13 protein-coding genes are annotated in these 18769 nt (G+C 70.8%); 4 read left to right on the forward strand and 9 right to left on the reverse strand.

The features are described from left to right. Positions 1-29 precede the first annotated feature (29 nt). The 3 genes from OG984_RS08885 to OG984_RS08895 all read left to right on the forward strand — a co-directional run bounded on the left by OG984_RS08885 (position 30) and on the right by OG984_RS08895 (position 1888). Positions 30-659 carry a DUF6642 family protein gene (locus tag OG984_RS08885; protein ID WP_328531226.1) on the forward strand — a complete coding sequence of 210 codons (630 nt, stop codon included), beginning with the start codon at positions 30-32 and terminating at the stop codon, positions 657-659. Then, positions 656-1072 carry a GIY-YIG nuclease family protein gene (locus OG984_RS08890; RefSeq protein ID WP_328531227.1) on the forward strand — a complete coding sequence of 139 codons (417 nt, stop codon included), beginning with the start codon at positions 656-658 and terminating at the stop codon, positions 1070-1072. The genes OG984_RS08885 and OG984_RS08890 overlap by 4 nt, the downstream gene beginning before the upstream one ends. A gap of 108 nt (positions 1073-1180) precedes the next feature. After that, entirely contained in the window at positions 1181-1888 is a 708-nt protein-coding gene (locus tag OG984_RS08895; protein ID WP_328531228.1) for a hypothetical protein, read from the forward strand. Here OG984_RS08895 and OG984_RS08900 read toward each other — a convergent pair. The 8 genes from OG984_RS08900 to OG984_RS08935 form a co-directional block, all read right to left on the reverse strand. Further along, positions 1885-4017 carry a hypothetical protein gene (locus OG984_RS08900; protein ID WP_328531229.1) on the reverse strand — a complete coding sequence of 711 codons (2133 nt, stop codon included), beginning with the start codon at positions 4015-4017 and terminating at the stop codon, positions 1885-1887. The two genes, OG984_RS08895 and OG984_RS08900, sit on opposite strands and share 4 nt — an antisense overlap. Before the next feature lie 86 nt (positions 4018-4103). Continuing rightward, the gene (locus OG984_RS08905; RefSeq protein WP_328531230.1) at positions 4104-7706 is read right to left on the reverse strand and encodes a TIM-barrel domain-containing protein; all 3603 of its coding nucleotides are present in this window, start codon (positions 7704-7706) and stop codon (positions 4104-4106) included. A gap of 60 nt (positions 7707-7766) precedes the next feature. Then, positions 7767-8618, reverse strand: a complete 852-nt coding sequence (locus OG984_RS08910) for a class II fructose-bisphosphate aldolase (RefSeq protein ID WP_328531231.1) — start codon at positions 8616-8618, stop codon at positions 7767-7769. A gap of 1 nt (position 8619) precedes the next feature. After that, entirely contained in the window at positions 8620-9531 is a 912-nt protein-coding gene (locus OG984_RS08915) for a 1-phosphofructokinase family hexose kinase (RefSeq protein ID WP_328531232.1), read from the reverse strand. Continuing rightward, the gene (locus OG984_RS08920; protein WP_328531233.1) at positions 9528-10439 is read right to left on the reverse strand and encodes an ROK family protein; all 912 of its coding nucleotides are present in this window, start codon (positions 10437-10439) and stop codon (positions 9528-9530) included. The genes OG984_RS08915 and OG984_RS08920 overlap by 4 nt, the downstream gene beginning before the upstream one ends. Continuing rightward, on the reverse strand, positions 10439-11359 hold the full coding sequence (locus OG984_RS08925) for an SIS domain-containing protein (RefSeq protein WP_328531234.1): 921 nt from the start codon (positions 11357-11359) through the stop codon (positions 10439-10441). Before OG984_RS08925 ends, OG984_RS08920 begins: the two co-directional genes overlap by 1 nt. A gap of 53 nt (positions 11360-11412) precedes the next feature. Beyond that, on the reverse strand, positions 11413-12198 hold the full coding sequence (locus tag OG984_RS08930; protein WP_328531235.1) for a DeoR/GlpR family DNA-binding transcription regulator: 786 nt from the start codon (positions 12196-12198) through the stop codon (positions 11413-11415). A gap of 38 nt (positions 12199-12236) precedes the next feature. After that, positions 12237-16082 carry an endo-alpha-N-acetylgalactosaminidase family protein gene (locus OG984_RS08935; RefSeq protein ID WP_328531236.1) on the reverse strand — a complete coding sequence of 1282 codons (3846 nt, stop codon included), beginning with the start codon at positions 16080-16082 and terminating at the stop codon, positions 12237-12239. 105 nt (positions 16083-16187) lie between these two features. On the opposite strand from OG984_RS08935, the gene OG984_RS08940 reads away from it, so the two are divergent. Next, positions 16188-17978 carry a glycoside hydrolase family 35 protein gene (locus OG984_RS08940; RefSeq protein ID WP_328531237.1) on the forward strand — a complete coding sequence of 597 codons (1791 nt, stop codon included), beginning with the start codon at positions 16188-16190 and terminating at the stop codon, positions 17976-17978. 140 nt (positions 17979-18118) lie between these two features. On the opposite strand, the gene OG984_RS08945 is transcribed toward OG984_RS08940, so the two are convergent. Further along, entirely contained in the window at positions 18119-18763 is a 645-nt protein-coding gene (locus tag OG984_RS08945; protein ID WP_328531238.1) for a hypothetical protein, read from the reverse strand. Positions 18764-18769 lie beyond the last annotated feature (6 nt).

The raw sequence follows: 18769 nt of genomic DNA on the forward strand, positions 1-18769 counted from the left end.
AGAGTCGCCACGACTTGGAGGAGGGACCGATGTCGATGAATGGCGTCTTCTGCCTGGAAGGCGAGTGGGATGCAGACCTGCGCAGACGCACCAGTGTCCTGCCCGTCCTCGATCTCTTGGAACGGCTCTGCGCGATCAAGGTGATCCATCGAAAGGTCGCGACCACTGGTGAGGTCGAGCATTACCTCAACCTGTGGCGCCAGGCCCGATACGACGACTACCCAGTTCTATATCTCGCAGCTCATGGCGACAGAGGGTGGCTGAGTTGGTCGAGCCGCAACGACACCAGCCTCGACGATCTCGCGGAGATCCTCGGCGAGAGCGCCGTTGGGTGCTATGTCCACTTGGGTTCGTGTCTGACGCTGTTCAACGAGAAAGAGGCGCGTGCTTTCGTCGAGAGAACCGGTGTGCGCGCCCTGCTCGGCTACCGCGCCGAGGTCGAATGGGTCGAATCAGCAGCGTTCGAGACGCTTCTTCTGCCCACGCTTGCCGAGTACGCGCCTACCAGGCGAACAACCAATACCTTGTTCAACACCGTCATGGGTCTGCAGAGCGACCTCGCTCGGCGCCTCAAGTTCGTCATGATCACTGCCGACGGAACCCTGCGAGGCCAGGACTGGTCACGTGGCAAGAGCTCTGTAGCTGACCTGGTTCCATGAGCACGAGCTCCGAATGGACAACGCTGCTATCCGCGACCCGCTTCACCACCGTCACGTTGTCGCGCAGTGAGATCCCGCGCTCACCGGGCGTGTACGCCTGGTTTCAGGACGGCGAGTGTGTCTACGTAGGCAAAGCCAGCAACCTGCGGAGGCGAATCGGCAAGCACCTCAGCACCTCCTTGGACCTGAGCCGAAGCACTCTTCGTGCGTCGATCGCGGTCACGACGCTGGGAATCACCCGCAAGCACGCCCGGAGCCGACCGACCGTCTTGACACCAGAGCAAGTCGATGTCGTGACCGCGTGGTTCGCAGCTACCGAGGTCAACTGGCTCGAGTGCAAGACGCGCGACGAGGCAGACGCCCTGGAAGGTCGACTTCGGAAGAGTTGGATGCCCAGTCTGAACCGGATCTGACCTCCGAAACATCAAGGACGGGATCGACCGATCGACAGGCGTCCCGGACATACGCATCTGCGGCGGCGTTTCCGTCCGCATGAGAGCGGAGCGCCCTACCATCGCCGCATGATCGAGTTCGTCAAGCTGATCGTCGACGTGGTCCTCAGGGCCGTCCCGGGCATCGTCAGCAGGAACGAGCGGGACCGGGCGGCACAGCTCGGGGCGGACCTGTTCCTGCTCTACGTACAGATCAACGACGTGCTCGTGCGGGCGGAGCAGATCGTCACCGAGATGGAGCGCTACGACGGGGCGGCCGATCTCGAGCTCGCCACCGCACGCGGGGCGCTGCTCCGGCTGGTGCCGGATCAGATCGCCGACATCCGGGTGATCGCAGAGGGTCTCGAGCGCCTGCGTTGGGAGCTCCAGGTGCTCGACGGCCAGTCCTCTCTCACCATCGACTTCCTCCTCGACCGCAAGCTCTCGGCGCTGGACCTGCTCTCGCATGCGCTCACCCTCGACCACCTCCCGCTGGGAATGACGAGCATCGAGGTCGACGACGAGGGGATCCGATGGCCGAAGATCCGGCCGACCCACGAGGCCCGCTGGCTGGTGTGCCGCAATCTGAGCGGAGAGCTCGGCGGGGACAACCCCACCCGAGAAGACGAGGTACGCCGCATCCGGCTCTATCTCGAGCGCCGGCAGCCGCGGGAGGAGATGCGGGCGATCCGCGAGAGCCTGGAGAAGGTGCGCGAGGCGATCGCGGCCAACTTCACGATCCAGGACATCCTGATCCGGGCGGGCGACCCGCGTCTCAGCAAACGCCGTCTCCGCTAACCGCGAGGGAGATCGACGCGGATGAACTTCGGCCGGTACAGGAGCGGGTTGCGCAGCACCGCGCCGAAGTCGGTGCTGTTGCGGCTGTAGGACACGATCACCGAGCCCGGCTCCTCGAGGATGTCTGGGTGGGCCAGCGGCATGTAGCGCAGCTCGCCCCGTGCCACCCCGGAGGGCAGGGTGCCGACCGGAGGCTGTGCCCGGAACGGTCCCGTCGGTGACGGCGAGGTCCAGAAGACCAGGTCGTCGCCCAGGAACTCGCCGCTCTTGCTGAACGCGTACCAGCGACCGTCGCGCTCGAAGACGCTCAGCGTCTGGGAGACGCCGTCGGCCGCGGGGATCAGCTCGCTCGCGGCACCCGGCCGGCGGCCCCAGCCGGCGCCGTCCCAGTAGGTCCAGCGATCCGGGTCCGCGACGTGGTCCGGCTCGACCCGGGCGACGCGGAGCGAGAAGCCGGTGCCGAGCTCCGGGTCGGGCTCGCGCGCGGTGCCGTAGAGGTAGAGCCACTCCCCCGACACCGCCGCCGCGGCTCCCCACATCGGCCGGCGGGTGTCCGCGTCGTCGGCACCGACGTCGGTCACGGCGATCAGCTGCGGGACGCCACCGTCCGGGACGACGAACTGGGCGATCGCCGGGCCGAGCGCCTCGAACCCGAACACGTCCTTCGAGGTCGTACGCACCCGCTGGGCGGCCACGACGACGAGCGCGTAGCCGGGCTTGTCGAGCGTGGTCACCGACATCGGCCAGTAGCCCACGCCGTCGCCGCGGTCGGGGATGATGGCGCCGCCGGACTCCGGCAGGACGACGCGCAGGCAGTCGGGCTCGACGAGCAGCATCGAGTTGCGTACGAAACCTGCGCCGGGGAGCTCCTTGGCTCTCAGGGTGTCGCCGAACATCCAGATGCTCCGCCCGTCGGCCAGGGTCGCGCTGACCCCCACGTCACCGCCCTGCAGGGCCGGCTCGGCCCGCAGCCTGGTGATCCGGTTGAGGTCGTCCACGTCCTCGACGGGACCCGACGGTACGCACTGGGTGGTCGAGGCGAGACTGGGCAGCGGTCGCGGCACGGTCTCGGCGTGCAGCGCTGAGGTCAGCGCGGTCGCCAGCACCGTCAGGCAGGTGGCCGAGACCAGAACCAGGCCGAGGGTCGTCCGCCACCCGCTCACCGAGACACGTTCTCCATCGGGCGCGACGAGGCCTCGGACCAGCCATCGGGTCGCCACCAGCACGACCAGCCCGAGCAGTGCGGAACCAACGATGGTCACCACCGGTTGAGCGATGCCGGTGCGAGTCTCGACGGCCCACAGCAGCGACTCGGCCGCCCCGGCGATGGTCCATCGGGATCCGATCGCCCATGCTCCCGAGAGCAGCAGCCGGTCGCCGGCGACGACCAGGGGTGCAGGCCCCGCGACGATCACCGCTGCCGCGAAAAGCAGACCCGGCAGCCCACCGATGACCTCGCAGGCGAAGGTCAGCGCCCCCGCGGCGAGCACCGTGGCGGCGAGGATCGATGCGGTGAGCACCCGCTCCCCTGCCGGTGTGGGCGCAGCGAGGAGCCAGCCCCAGACGCCCGCTCCCACCGCCAGGGCGGCGAGCGCGGTCAGCCGGGCCAGGAGCCGAGGCAGCGTACGTGCCAGCGGCCCCCACACGAGCGAGACGATGCACACCAGCAGGAAGCCGGCCAGCGCGGTCGCAAAGGTGAGCGGGCCCCACGACCGCTCCTCGTGCCGGTCATCGGTCGGGGCGAGCGCGACCGTCCGACCGCGGGTCTTCTCGATCCGCGTGACCTCGGCATGGATCTCCCGCGCGAGCTCGGGCCGGTGGGCGGCCGCGATCCGCAGCTCGTCGCGCGTCCCGGACAGGTCCAGATGGAGCGCCGCGACGACGTCGCCGCTCTCCAGCAGATCCGCCGCCTCGGCAGGGTCGTCGACCCCGCCGGCCGTGAACGGGTGCCCGGGTACCGCGTTGACCTGCTTCACGAGCGGCGCGGTGACGACGTCGGGACCGACCAGCACGACCGGCGCCTCGTGCAGCTCACCGGAATCGGTACGCAGCCCGGTGACGATCCAGCCCAGGGCGATCAGCACCAGGACGGCGCACAGCACGACCTCACCACGACTTCCCGGCCGCACCGCTCACCGCCCCTCCTCGGTCACCGCACAGCGCGGCGCTCATCGAGGGTCATGTAAGCAGTGCGACCGGGTCGCCCGCCACCGGTCTAGTTCGGAGTGGCGCGCCAGCGCTGCGAGCCGGCTGCGGAGTCGGTCTGCTGGATCACCAGTCCGTCGGCGCCGGCCGCCAGACTGAGACCGCTGTGCTTGGCGGAGATCTTCAGGGCCGCACCGTCGGCCGCGATCACCCATCGCTGGTTGGGCGTGCCGGTGCAGGTGTACTCGACGACCGGGTCGCCGCTCGTCCTCGAGCTGTAGGCGACGTCGGCGCACAGACCGGTGCCGGCGTTCTTCAGCTGGTAGCTCCCGTCGTCCTCGTTCCGGGTGACCACCCACTTCTGGGACGCCGCCACCCCGACCGCGGAGGTGGTCAGCTGACCGTTGCTCGCCCCCGTGGCGGCGTCGAGCGCGAGCCCGGAGCCGACGTTGCCGAGCGAGTACTGGCCGTCCGCCAGCGCCGGCGGAACGATCTCCTCGTCACCGACCGTCATCGCGAAGACGTGCACCGCCGCGTTGGCGGGCAGCGTGACCGCCGCGATCTCCTTGGCCGGGTCGGTGCGCAGGGTCTTGGTGAACAGCCGGTAGGAGACGGTCGGGTAGGCCGGGCCGCTCGGGGTGTTCTTCCCGAGCGTGGTGACGGCCACCTTGGCGCCGTAGCTGTCGGTCGCCGCGCAGCACCAGTTGGGGAAGCCCAGCGTCCCCGTCGAGGAGGTGCCGTCGGCGTAGTGCACCGTCGCCTTCCCCGATGCCGACAGGCTGGTGCCGGTCCCCAGGAACGCCAGCGCGTTGCCCTTGCCGCTGATCCGGATGGTCTCGCCGCCGGACGCGGTGTTGTCCTTCGTGCCCGGCTCCGAGCCCGGCCAGGTGAAGTCGAAGCCGTTCGCGCTCACCGTCGCCCCGGGCGTGACTCCCTTCTCGGCGAGCTTGCCGGCGAGGAAGCTGCTGCCTCCGCCGTCGATGTCACCCGGCGCCGGGTCCTCGGCCCTGGTGACCCCCACGTTGTTGAACGCCGAGGCGAGATCCGGGTGCGCGACGGTGGTGGTGGCCGAGTCGGTCACCGCGTACGTCCGGTGGTGGGTCACGTACGTCGCGCTCACCTCGATCCGGACGCGTCCGGGTTCGGCGTCCGCCGGCGGGGTGACGCCGAAGGTCGCGGTGCGGGAGGCACCCGGCGCGAGCCCACCGGAGACCCCAGCAGCCGGACGTACGTCCCAGCCCTCGGGCGCGGTGGCCGTGATCGACTCGAGCTGCACACGGGAGCCGGTGTCGTTGGTGAAGGTGGCGCTGACCTCGGCCTCCTCACCGGCGACCGCGATCGCGGAGGTGGTGGCATCCAGGCTCACGTCGCGATCGCCCGGGTGGCCGCCGCCGACGGCCGAGGAGCCGTTGAGCGAGACCACGGCCGCCGCCGACGTGGACAGCTTCCCCGTCTTGACCGACGTGATGCCCGTCGCGGCATCGTGGAACCACCCGGTCGCGGCTCCCTCCAGCTCGGCGGCGGAGCCCCGCTGCGGCAGCTCCTCACCGTCCAGCTCCACGCTTCCGGGCTCGGCATCGGCATGCACGGCGAGGCCGTACTCGCGCGAGGCCGGCTTGCCGGCGTAGGAGCCGTCGACCTCGCCCAGCCGCACCACGACACGGCCGCGACCCTGCTCGGGGGCGTCGACCTCGAACTCCTGCGTGGCGGACTCGCCGGAGGCGTGCGCCTGGCTGCGCCCGTCGTCCTCGTAGTTCACGAAGGACGAGGAGCCCTGCGGGTAGATGTCCAGGTCGAGGCGGCCCGACTTCTTGCCCCGCTGCCAGTCGAGCGTGCCCTCGGGGAACTGCGGCACGACCGCACCGGCGCGTACGAACAGCGGCAGCGTGTCCAGCGGAGCCTTGTAGCCGTCGATGGTGGTCGGTCCCTGGTGGACCCGGCCGCTCCAGTAGTCGACCCAGGTGCCCTCGGGCAGGTAGATCCCGTCGCGGGTGGTGGCGTCCTCGTAGACCGGGGCGACCAGGAAGTCGTCGCCGGCGAGGAACTCGTACTTCACCGCGTCGCCCCAGGTCTTCGGGTCGTCGGGGTAGTTGAGGTAGAGCGGCTTGACCGCGCCGACACCGTTGCGGTTCGCCCGCATCGTGTGCGTGTAGAAGTAGGGCAGCAGCCGCTCGTGCAGGTTCAGGTACTTGCGGTTGATCGAGGTGTACGGCTCGCCGTAGCGCCACGGCTGCTTGTCGGAGGCCGCCCACCCGCTCATCAGATAGGTCATCGGCAGGAACATCTTCCACTGCATGTCGCGGACGTACGTCTCCGCGCTGCCGCCGAAGATGCCGTCGACGTCGCCGGTGGCGAGGTGCTGGCCGGACATGGTGGAACCGGCGTACGTCGGGATCTGCCAGCGGATGTAGTCCCAGCTCCCGGACTGGTCACCGCTCCACACCGCGGCGCAGCGCTGGGTGCCGGCCCAGCCCTCGACGGTGAGGACGGTCGAGCGGTCGGTGCTGTTGGTCTCGATGCCGTCGCGGGCCTGCTCGCAGGCGTCGAGTGCGAAGCGGTAGCCCGGACCGACCCAGGCGACGTCGGTCTTGCGGACGCGTACGCCGGCCTTGACCTCGCTCTCCTGCTCGGTGAGGTCGTCCTCGGTCCACAGGCCCAGCTCGGCGCCGTGGTCGTTCAGCATGTCGCCGGTCTCGGCCAGGTCCTCGTAGCCGCAGCCGTAGCCGTCGTTGACCAGCATCCAGCCCAGCGGCAGGTCGTGCTCGGCGTAGCCCTCGGCGATCGCGGTGGAGTCGCGCAGGGTCTCGCGCTCGCCGCGATTGGCGTTGTGGAGGTAGCAGTCGGCGTCGCCGATCTCCAGGGCGTACATCGGGACCGCGACCGGCCGCCCGGTCAGCTCGGTGTAGGAGTCGATGACGCGTTTGGCATCACCGACGAAGTAGTAGGCGTCGAAGCGCTGCTCGGCGTGGGTCGTCGTGGTCGGCGCACCGAAGTCGTAGCTGCCGGGGGCGAAGGTGTTGCGCAGCACGCCGTAGCCGCGGGAGGAGACGTAGAACGGCACCGCGTTGGGGTTGCCGCCGTCGTTCCAGTTGAAGTCGCGCGAGATCTTGATCGTCTCGCCGCGGTGGCTGAACCGGCCGTTCTGCATGCCGCCGCCGAAGAACTGCTCCTCGGCACCGCGCTCCAGGTGCTGCGCCGTGCCCTTGTCGTCCCAGGACAGCGGGGAGGACTCCGCCATCAGCACGCGGCCGCTCGGGTCGGTGAGACGCAGGGTGATCGGCCGCTTCGTCACCGTGAGCACGGCTTCGCCGCTGCTGATGACGTACGCAGCGTCGTTCTCCTTCACCTGCGACCGCCCGCCGGGGTAGTCGCGCTTGACGACGATGTCGGCGTCCGGAGCGCCAGGGTCGGTGGGGTCCTCGTTGGCCGGGTCGTCGAACTCGCCGTTCGGGGCGAGCCGTACGCGGACCATGTCGGCGTCCTCGAAGGTCACCCGCAGGGCGGCCTCACCGGACTCGAAGGTGTAGCTGTCGCCGTCGCGCTCGAAGCCGGTGACGTCGCCGAGCTCGCTCGTCGCCTCGGCCGCGACCGAGCCCACCGGGCTGAGTGCGACCAGGCCCGCGGCCAACGCGACTGCCGCGACCAGAGACCGTCTGAGTGATTGATTGAACATGATCGCATCACGCCCTAATTAGTCAGAATCAATCGAAGTCGAGGGCGACTGTAACGTAGGTCACACAGCCCGGTCCACCCTCGGTCCACCGATCAGCGCGAGCAGGCGCGCGGCCTCGCCGGCGACCGCGTCGCGACCGGCGCCGAGGTACTTGCGCGGGTCGACCTTCGTCTCGTCCGCCAGCGCGGCGCGTACGGCCCGGGTGAACGTCGCGTTGAGATGGGTCGCGATGTTGACCTTGGTCATCCCCGCGACGATCGCCGCGACGATGCCCTCGTCGGGGACCCCGGACGAACCGTGGAGGACGAGGGGCACGTCGACGGCATCGGCGAGCCGGGCGATGAGCTCGTTGTCGAGCGAGGCCGTACGCGTCGTCATCGCGTGCGAGGAGCCGACCGCGACCGCGAGCGCGTCGACACCGGTGGCCTCGACGTACGCCGCGGCCTCGTCCGGCCGGGTGCGCACCCCCGGCGCGTGCACCCCGTCCTTGCCGCCCACCTCGCCGAGCTCGGACTCGACGGAGACACCGCGCTCGTGGCACCAGGCCGCGATCTTGGCCGTGGCCGCCACGTTCGAGTCGTAGTCGAGCTTGGAGGCGTCGAACATCACCGAGGGACAGCCCAGCTCGACGGCCTCCTCGACGAGCTCGACCCGGGTCGCGTGGTCGAGATGCACGCACACCGGCACGGTCGCGCGCTCGGCGATCGCGAGAGTGGCCCCCAGCAGCGGCGCGAGGCCGCCGCGGTAGTCGGCGGTGTTCTCGGAGATCTGCAGGACGACCGGGCGCCCGGCCTGCTCGGCGCCGGCCACGATCGCCTCGGCCAGCTCGAGCTGGATGACGTTCATCGCGCCCAGCCCGCGGCCGGTCCCGCGGGCGTTGTCGAGCAGCAGCGACATCGGTACCAGGGGCATGTCAGGGCTCCTCGTGGTCGATCCGTTCGACCCTGACACCCGCCAGGACCGAGGCGTACGTCTCGGTGTCGATCTCGCCGGCCACCGGCGCCGCCACCGCGGCGGCGCCCAGCGCGGCGGCATCGCGGAGGATCTCCGGCCACGGCCTGCCGTGGGCGAGGCCGCGGACGATCCCCGCGGCGGTGGCGTCGCCGGCCCCGGTCGGATTTCCGGCGATCCCGGCGGGCGGGCTCACCTCCCAGCAGGCGCCGTCGGCACATGCGATAGACCCGAGGCGTCCCCGGGTCAGCACGATCGGTCCCCCGTGGCGGGTGGCGAGCTCTTTCACCGCGACGACGGGATCGTCCGGGGCGTCCCCGAGAAGGCGTGCGGCCTCGTCCTCGTTGGGCGTCAGGACGGCGCCGGTTCCGACCGCGGCCGCGAGGGCCGCGTCGTCGAGATCGAGGAGCACCGGGACGCCGGCGGCCGCGGCGAGCCGCGCGATCCGCGCCGGAAGGTCGACGGGCACGCCGGGCGCCAGGCTGCCGGAGACGGTGAGAGCCGTCGCGTCCACGACCCAGTCCTCGAGGAGGTCGAGCAGCCGCAGGTCGGCGCCGGGCGCGGCCTGCCGGCCCGGCTCCCACAGCGAGGTCGTCGACTCGGCGGCGGCGACGACCACGGTGCGGCGTACCTCCTCGAGCTCGGGCAGGAAGGTCGAGGGCAGCTCGCTCGCGAGGGCTTCGGCGAAGGCCTCGTCGGCGAGACCGACGGCATGCGTCGGCTCGGCCAGCTGGTGCAGCACCCGGGCGACGTTGACGCCCTTGCCGCCGAGGCGGCTGGTGACCTCGGCGACCCGGTGGACCTCGCCCACGGTCAGCCGGGGCAGCCGGTAGGTCACGTCGATCGCCGGGTTGAGCGTGACGGTGATGATCATGGGTTCGTCCTCACCGCGGCCAGGGCCAGCCGGGCGGCACCGATCAGGCCGGCGCGGCCGCCGAGGGTGGAGAGACGTACGGGCGGGACGGCTGTCACGCCGGCCCGCTCGCGCATCCGGGCCTGCAGCGGGTCGAGCAGCGCTCTCCTGGCCTCGGCGACGCCGCCGCCGAGGATGATCTCGCCGGGTGCGAGCAGAGCACCGACCGCGAGGAACCCGTCGGCGAGGGCGGTGATCGCCTCGGACCAGACCTCGGCGGCGAGGCGGTCGTACTCGGCCCGCGCGACCAGCTCGGCGACGCCGGAGACCCTGGTGTCGCCGCCCCGCGACGCGTACCTCTCCAGCATCGCGCGCGCACCCGCGTACGCCTCCACGCAGCCGCGCAGCCCACAGCCGCACCGCGGTCCGGCCGGGTCGACGACCAGGTGGCCGATCTCGCCGGCCTGCCCCGAGACGCCGAGGATCGCCCGACCCCCGACGTACGTCACCGCAGCAACACCCGTCCCGAGCACGGCCACGAACGCGGAGGCCGGCGAGCCCGCGTCCTCCCAGATCGCACCGGCGGCAGCGGCCGTGTCGTGCGCCACCGTGACCGGAAGGCCCAGGTGCTCGGCGAGCGGGGCCGCCACGAGGGTGTCGACGAGACCGAGGTTGACCGCCCTGCGGGAGATGCCGGCCTCGGTGTCGACGAGTCCGGGGAAGGCGACCCCGACCGCGGCGACCTCCGCCCGAGCCGCCGGACTCAGGCCGGCGAGGAGTCCTTCACCCATCCGCGCGATGTCATCGAGCACCGCCGGACCGATCCGGGTGGCCACCCGCGACTCGGCGAGCACCACGTCGGCGGCGCCGACCACCGCTCCGCGCACCGAGGTGCCGCCGACGTCGAAGGCCAGGGCGAGCGCCGGCATCACGCTGGAGGGGCGGCAGCCGGGCCGAGGATGATCGAGCGCGTGAGGTTGCGCGGCGCGTCGGGATCGAGCCCGGCTCGCCGGGCCCGCTCGACGCAGAGCAGGTGCACGCGAACCAGCTCGGCGAGCGGGTCGACCTCGTCGTGGATCAGGTCCGCGCCGGTGACCGCGACGTCCTCGGCGAACCCGGGCACCAGGTCGCCGAAGGCCCACACGACCCGGCCGGGAGCGCTGATCGAGAGCGGACCGTGGCGGTACTCCATCATCGGGTAGGACTCGGTCCACAGCTGCGCGGACTCCCGCAGCTTGAGGGCCGCCTCCTGGGCCACGCCGTTGGTCCAGCCGCGGCCGACGAAGGTGAGCTGGTCGGCGGTCAGCGCCGGACCGAACCCGCTGACACCGGCGTCGATGATCCGCTGGGCCTGCTCGGCAGCCAGGCTCAGGTCGTGGCCGAGGTGCCATCGCAACAGGGCGAGCGCGGTGGTCGCGAAGCGGGTCTGGACCACCGACTTCTCGTCCACCTCGGGCATCAGGATCGGCTCCGCCAGCTCGAGCGCCGGGGTGCCGGGCGAGGAGGAGATCACCGATGCCGGGATCGTGCCCTCGACGCGGGTGAGCAGGTCGATGACCTCGGTCGTGGTCCCGGACCGCGTGATGGCGACCAGCCGGTCGTAGCCCCGGTCGATCCGAGCCTCGGTCGGCGTCCAGGCGTCGGTGACGCCCTGGCCCTGCTCCTCCCGGAGCGCGGCGTAGGCCTGCGCCATGTAGAGCGAGGTGCCGCAGCCGACGACCGCGACCTTCTCCCCCGGCCGCGGCAGGGCGTCGGCAAAGTGTTCGGCGGTGCTCCTGGCGGCCATCCAGTTGGCGGGTTGGGTCGCTATCTCGGCAGCGAGATGCGTCGTCGGTGCGGATGCGGTCATATCTGAATCATCCAACGGGTTGATCGTTTATGTCAATATTTGTGTCCAACTGATCATTTTCGCTCAGCAGCGATCACGATCTCCGCTCCGTGCTCGGCCAGCGCCTTCGCGAGCGGCTCGGGCACCGCACGGTCGGTGACGAGCATGGAGACGCAGTCGAGGTCGCGGATGCGCGCGAAGGTCGGGTGCTCGAGCTTCGTGCTGTCGGCCACGACGATGGTGCGCTGCGCGGCCGCGATGAAGTCGGCGCTGATCTGGGCCTCGGCCGGGTGGATCGTGGTGAGCCCGGCACGTGTGCTGATGCCGTCGACGCCGAGGATCGCGGTGTCGATGTGGATCTTCGACAGCACACCCTCGCTCAACGGGCCTACCAGCTCGTAGGACTGAGTGCGCGCGGCCCCGCCGGTCACCACGATGTTGACGTTGGGCCGGATCGAGAGCTCGTAGGCGATGTTGAGCGCGTTGGTGACGACCGTGATGCTGTCGTCCTCGGCCAGGTCGGGGTGGCGTCCGATCGAGCGGGCCACCTCGCTGGTCGTCGTCCCCCCGTTGAGCGCCACGGTCTCGCCCGGCACGAGCAGGTCGGCGACCGCGGCCGCGATCGCCCGCTTGGCCTCGGCCTGGCGGCCGATCTTGTACTGCAAGGGCAGCTCGTACGCCGAGCCGAGCGCCGTGGCACCGCCGTGTGTCCGGGTGACCAGCCGCTGGTCGGCGAGGTGCCCGATGTCGCGGCGGGCGGTCGCCGCCGAGACACCGAGGGCGCTCTCCACCTCCGCGATCGAGACGTGCCCGTGCTCGCTGATCAGCTCGAGCAGCTGGTTGAGTCGCTGTTGCCTCATGGGCCCCCTTCCTGGGTCCCGGACAGCCTACGCAGATCTCACCCTCCGCAGTGGAAGGTCGCGTCGGCCCAGTCGGCGTGGTCGTTGCCGTTCCCGTCGCCGGCATCGCCCACCACCAGGTCGACGAAGTCGGCGCCGGTGACGTCGGCGGTGATCGACGCGGTCGCGCTGGCCGGCCCGAGGGTGCCGGTCTCGGCGACCGTCCGCCCGTCAGCGACGACGGAGAACCGCACCGATCCCCGCGAGGTCTGTACGTCATCCACCCCCACGTCGGCGGTGAAAGAGGCGCAGTTGCCGGCCAGGTAGTAGCGGACCTTCGAGACCGCGTGCGCGCCCAGCCCCTTGGCGTAGACCTTGCCGGCCAGCGTGATCGGACCGCCGTCGCCGGCGGCGTTCTCCCCCACGCTGGTGTCGCGCTCGACCGGCCCCCAGCCGTTGGTGGCCGAGATCCAGCCGAGATCGCTGGCGTAGGTGTCCGCGGTCGGCGGAGGCGGTGCGGTCTGCACGGTGGCCGACCGGGTCACCGTGCGCGTCGCACCTCCGATGTCGTACGTCGCGATCCCGTCGAGCTGGTGGCTCGACTCGGCCGCATCGGCCGGAGGGGTGACCTTCCAGGTCACCGCGTGGCTCTCCCCCGGAGCGAGCGAGTCGAACGCGGCCGGCGTGGTGGCCTCCGCTGTCCAGCCGTCGGGGACGTCGAGGTCGATCGACCCGGCGCCGGTCGCCGACGCCTCGTCGCTGGTCAGCGTGGTGGTGACCTCGGCGGCCGCGCCGGGCAGCAGCTTCTCCTCACCGGCGTCGACGGCGAGGGTCGCGCAGGCGGGCAGGTCGGCGGCCGCGCCGAGGTCCTCGACGGTGAAGTCGTCGATGCTGATGTCGCCGTTCGCCCCGCTGTCGTCGACGGTGCGCAGGCCGACCCAGTAGTCGCCGCAGCCACCGGCCACGAACTCCTCGCTGAACCGGGCCGTCTCCACCTGCCTGCCGATCGGGCGGGCAGCGACCTCGACCGAGCGCGGCTCACCGCTCGCGACCGAGTCGTAGCCGGTCACCCACTCGTAGTCGTCGGCCCGCTCGGTCTGGTGGTCGAAGGAGACCCGGTAGCGGTGGCCGGGCTCGAGACGTACGGTCTGCGGGACGGTGCGATAGACGAGGCCGCCGTTCTCGGCGTGCGACTTGAGCGACCAGTCGCCGCTGATAACGTCGTCGGTGACCTTCCCGTTCCAGCCGCTCTGCGTGTACGGCTCGTGCCGCTCGGCCAGGTGGGTGCGCGGGTCGGTGACGCCGCCCGAGGTGCCCTTGACGAACGGCGACCAGCCCTGGACGACCTCCTCGAAGTCTTCCTCGACGATGACCTTCGCCCCCGGCGCGGCCGGCAGGTCGCGATCGATCGCGACGACGCGTACGTCATCCAGGCGGACGCGACCCGAGCCTGCCTCCGCGGAGATCTTGACGGTCGCGGTGCCGTCGCCGGCAGCGTCGAAGGGCACCTCGACCCGCTGGAAGTAGGTGCTGTGCAGCTCGTCCGCGGCGACCAGGTTCTTCGCGGTCGAGCGCTCGACGCGGTTGGTGAAGGTCTTCCCACCCGAGGTGACGGAGACGGTGGTGGCCCGGGTCCGGCCGGGCTCGACCTCGACCCAGACACCCAGCGCGTTGCGGCCGCTGCGCAGGCCGGTCAGTCGCTGGCTGATCGCGGCCTTCCCGCCGGCGCCCAGGACGGCGACCCGCTGGCCGGTCGAGGTGCGTCCCGTCGCGGCCGGGCCGCTCGGGTGCCACGCGTCGAGGTTGCCGGCGTTGAAGCCGGGGTCGGCGATGCGGCTGCCCTGACCCCACTGCGGCGCGGGCGAGCCACCGGGAGCCTTGGTCAGGACGTACGCCGTTCCGGGCTTCGCATCGAGCGTGACCTTGCCGCTTCTGACCGGCACGCTGCCGGCCGCGACCCGGCCCTGCTCGGTGAGTTCGTAGACGTTGAGCCGGCTGCTCCCGCTCCACGCGTCGGTCAGGGTCCAGGTGGTCCGGCCGCCGTCGGTGTTGTGGTGGTAGAGCTTCGAGTCGTTCTTCCACGGGAGCAGGTAGGCGTCGCCGTCGAGGACGAGGTCGCCGTCCTGGTAGATCTTCCGGGTTGCCTCGGTCGTCCCGGTGTTGACCGCCCGGACCCCACCCTCCTGGACGATCTCGTCCGGGCTCCAGCGTAGGATCGGGTTGCGCTGCAGATACTTCGTCGGCACGTTCGTCCGCCAGATGTTGTCGTAGAAGGCGTCGACGTCGTTCTCGCCGGTCCACCCCTCGAACTCCACGATCTCGGTGTGCCCGAGCAGCTTGTCGGGGTTCCAGGTGTCCTTCTGCCCGTTGCGTACGAACCGGATCAGCTGGCTGTTGAGACCCTTGTTGGTGGACCCGCCGTAGGACTCGTCGTTGGCCCAGTGGGACCAGAGCGCGTCCTCCTCGAAGTGGTAGGACCACTCGGTGCCGATGTTCCAGCCCTGCCCGCGCAGCTCCTGGGCGAGCCGCTCCTGCAGCCAGCCGTAGGAGTAGTAGACGTCGATGTAGAGGAAGTCCAGGTTGTCGTGCGTCTCGCGGCGCAGCTGGGCGAAGCGGTCGACGATGTTCTTCGTCGCCAGGTCGGTGCGCTGGTCGATGTAGTAGGACTGGTCGATCCAGTCCCAGCCGGGCTTGCTCTCCTCGACCAGGTTCTCGTCGAAGGTCTTGGCCTCGGGGTAGGCCTCGGTCGCGTTGACGTGGACGCCGAAGTCGGCGCCCCACTTCTCGCCCTCACGGGCCAGCGTGTTGAGGTCCTCGAGCCCGCCGGCGCGGGTGTTGTAGTTGCCGCCGTAGTCGGGGTGCGCGGAGTCGTGGCCCTCGGAGCCGTAGCCCTTCAGCACGGCCAGCTGACCCAGCCCGTCGGTGGCCAGCGAGACCCGCTTGACGTCGTCGAGCGTACGCAGGAACGGATGCGTCGCCTGGCTGGCGAAGTTGAACGGGATGTGGGTGACCACCCGCTCGGGCGTCTCGTCCGCGCCGTTCACCGGCCGCTGGATGTCGCGTAGCGCGATCGCGCCGTCCTGCCAGTCGACCCGCTGGTCGCCGTTGGCGTCGGGGGTGATGGTGACCTTCGCCCACGGGAGCTCCTCGGTGTAGGGCGAGCCGGCCGCGCGGTAGGTCCACTGGCCGCTCCACAGTCCGACCCTGCGGCCGTCGTCGGTGGCACTCACGCTGCGCCAGATCCGGCCGCGCTCGTTGGTCGCGTCGCCGCTGCTCTGGTCGTAGACCGAGTTGGTCTCGAGGGCGGCGGCCAGCTGGTCGGTGTCGACGACGGCGTACGCCGATCCGACCGGCTTCTCGGTCGTGGCCAGGTCCGCGGTCACCTCGGTGTGGGTGTCGCCGTTCTTGGTGCGGTCGGCGCTCACGACGGCGGTGCTCACCGTCGCCCCGGTCTGGCCGGAGCTGACCGAGAGGAGATCGTGTCCGGGGATGTCGAGGGTGCCGACCCGGTGCTCGGCCGTGTCGGTCACCTCGGTGACCGCGAAGGTGACGACGTCGCCGGCCACCTCGAGCTTCGCGCCGAGCTCGACGCCGGGCAGGTCGGCGAAGGTCAGCCGGTAGGTCGCGGTGTCGGCGTCGACCTGGGTGCCGGTCACGGTCGCGGTGTATGCCGTGCCGTTGATCCGTACGGAGGCGGGCAGCGTCGCGGCGCCGCCGATCTCCCCGCCGGCCGTGTGCCGGTAGCCGAGGACGGCCGGGAAGTCGTCGGCCACCTGGACGGTCAGCACGGGCGAGGTCAGGGTGAAGCCGCTCGCGGGAGCGGCGTGGCTTTCGGGCGCGATCGCGACCACGCCGGCGAAGGCCGTCACGGACGCGAGGAGGGCGGTGGGGAAACGCTTCGGCATCGTGACTCCCGAGGGTGGGGGTGGGCCTGACGAGGTTCGTCCATCATGCAGAGTTTTGCGCGGATTGGCTACGTTCTGCGCAAAAGTTGTCATAACCTCGGGCGGGTGAGCCCCACCTTGACCTGGCGCGACGGCGAGTTCCTGAGGCACGGCGTCCCCCACCGGATCCTGTCCGGATCGATCCACTACTTCCGCATCCACCCGGACCTGTGGGAGGACCGGCTGCGCCGGGTCGCCGCCACGGGGTTCAACACCGTCGACACCTACGTCGCCTGGAACTACCACGAGCCCGACGAGGGATCGGCGGACTTCACCGGGCCTCGCGACCTGGCCCGCTTCGTCACCATCGCCGGCGATCTCGGGCTCGACGTGATCGTCCGCCCCGGCCCCTACATCTGCGCCGAGTGGACCAACGGCGGGCTGCCGTCGTGGCTGACCGCGCGCACCCGGGCACCGCGCAGCACCGACCCGGTCTACCAGGACGCGGTCTCGCGCTGGCTCGACGTCCTGCTCCCCCACCTGGTCCCGCTGCAGTCGGCCCACGGCGGGCCGGTCGTGGCCGTGCAGGTGGAGAACGAGTACGGCTCGTACGGCGACGACGCCGCGCATCTCACCTGTCTCCGCCAGGCGCTCCTCGACCGCGGCGTCACCGAGCTGCTCTACACCGCCGACGGTCCGACCGAGGTCATGCTCGACACCGGCATGGTCGAGGGCACCCTCGCCGCGGCGACCTTCGGCAGTCGCGCCGCGGAGGCCGCAGCGAAGCTGAGCGCGCGGCGGCCCGGTGAGCCGTTCCTGTGCGCCGAGTTCTGGAACGGCTGGTTCGACCACTGGGGCGAGAACCACCACGTACGCTCCCCCGCCAGCGCCGCCGCGACGCTGCGCGAGATCATCGACCTCGGTGGCTCGGTCAGCGTCTACATGGCCCACGGTGGCACCAACTTCGGGCTCTGGGCCGGGGCCAACCACGACGGCCGCCGCATCCAGCCCACCGTCACCAGCTACGACTCCGACGCCCCGGTCGGCGAGGACGGCCGGGTCTCGGAGAAGTTCCGGCTCTACCGCGGCGTCCTGGCGCCAGCCACCGGGCGCACCGTCGACGAGCTGCCCGCGCTGCCGCCAACGCCTCCGCGTCACGCGTCTGCCTCCGCGCCGGTGTCACCTGGCGTGGACCTGCTGTCCTTGGTGACGGGCGCGCCGGCGACCCGCGCTGCGCCACCGCTGAGCTTCGAGGAGCTCGGTATCGACACCGGCCTGGTGACGTACCGGTCCTCGGTCACGCTCCCCGGCCACGACGTCCATCTCACCGTGCGGGGGCTGCACGACCGGGCGTACGTCTTCCTCGACGGGCGCTTGCTCGGCATGCTCGAGCGCGACGACGCCGAGCCCGCGGTGCTCACGCTTCCCGGGCTGGGCCGGGTCGCCGACCTGACCCTGGTCGTGGAGGCGCTCGGCCGCGTCAACTACGGCCCCCTCCTCGGCGAGCACAAGGGCATCCTCGGTGGCGTCCAGGTCGACCGGCGTCTCGTCCACGGCTGGGACCACCACCCCGCTCCCCTCGACCGCTGGGACGACCTCGACGGTCTCCCTCGCACCACCTTCGAGGTCGAGGCGCCCGCCGACGGCTGGCTCGCCGTCCCCGGCGACGGTGACCGGTTCGTCTGGCTCAACGGCACCCTGCTCGGCCGGCTCTGGGCCCGCGGACCACAACGGCGCCTCTACGCTCCCGCTCCCCTGTGGCGGGCCGGCGCCAACCAGGTCGCCGTCCTGGACCTCACCCACCCGGCGACCAACGTCGAGGTGCACCCGGACCCGGACTTCGGACCGAGCGAGGAGTACGTCGAGTCGCTGCCGACCGGCCTGGAGGAGCCAGCCGAGAGCGCAGCGGTCGACTGACGGCGCTGGCCACCGAAGATCGGCACCGGGCCACCACCCTGGGGAGGGCTATCCGAACCTGGTTCGGATAGCCCTCCCCAGGGTCAACGACCTGAGGCGTGCCGGCCCGCGCGACCATTCGACCGAGGTCCGACTGGGGCTCAATCTGAAGCGGCGTCGGCGCGGGGGCCCGCAGCAAGCTCTTCGGTGATCGCGAGGATGTCCGAGTGCTCTTCTTTCGGAAACGGATGCAGCGGCGTCGTCGGCATCCATTCGTCGCCCACCGGAAGCAGACGCGCCGCAACGTAGTCGCCGCGCCGAAGTCCGCTCTCGTCCCATCGCCCATAGCGCGGGAAGACCGATGCATAGAGCCTCCCCGTGCCGAGCTCGACGAGTGAGCCGGTCTGCCCGCCGGACTGCGTGGCCTCGAAGAACCTCATCCCCGACTCGCCCTTGACCCACTCGGCAAGCAGAGCGCGGGCCTGGTCGGGAAGGTTCCGCTGAAACTTCAGGTACCGCTGAGCCAGAGACACCTTCGGTTTCTCCGCCTGAAACAGCATCGAGTCCACCGCCAGCCAGAATGCGTCCTCTTCCAAGTCACCAGAGAGCCCGGCTCCGAACACCTCCCCGACTGGGCCCATACACGCCTCGACCTCTTCCTCGAGTCGACCGGCGAACCCTGGCGTCTCCGCGTACGACGTCAGGTGGTCGCCGTACAACGTACGCGCGTGCTCGCGCTGCGTATCCCGCAGACTGGCCCGAGCGCGCGCCAACTCGTCGGAGGTCGGCGTCTCGTTCTCGCTCACCCAACT

Origin of the sequence: Nocardioides sp. NBC_00368 (assembly GCF_036090055.1) — a bacterium.
Lineage (GTDB): Bacteria > Actinomycetota > Actinomycetes > Propionibacteriales > Nocardioidaceae > Nocardioides.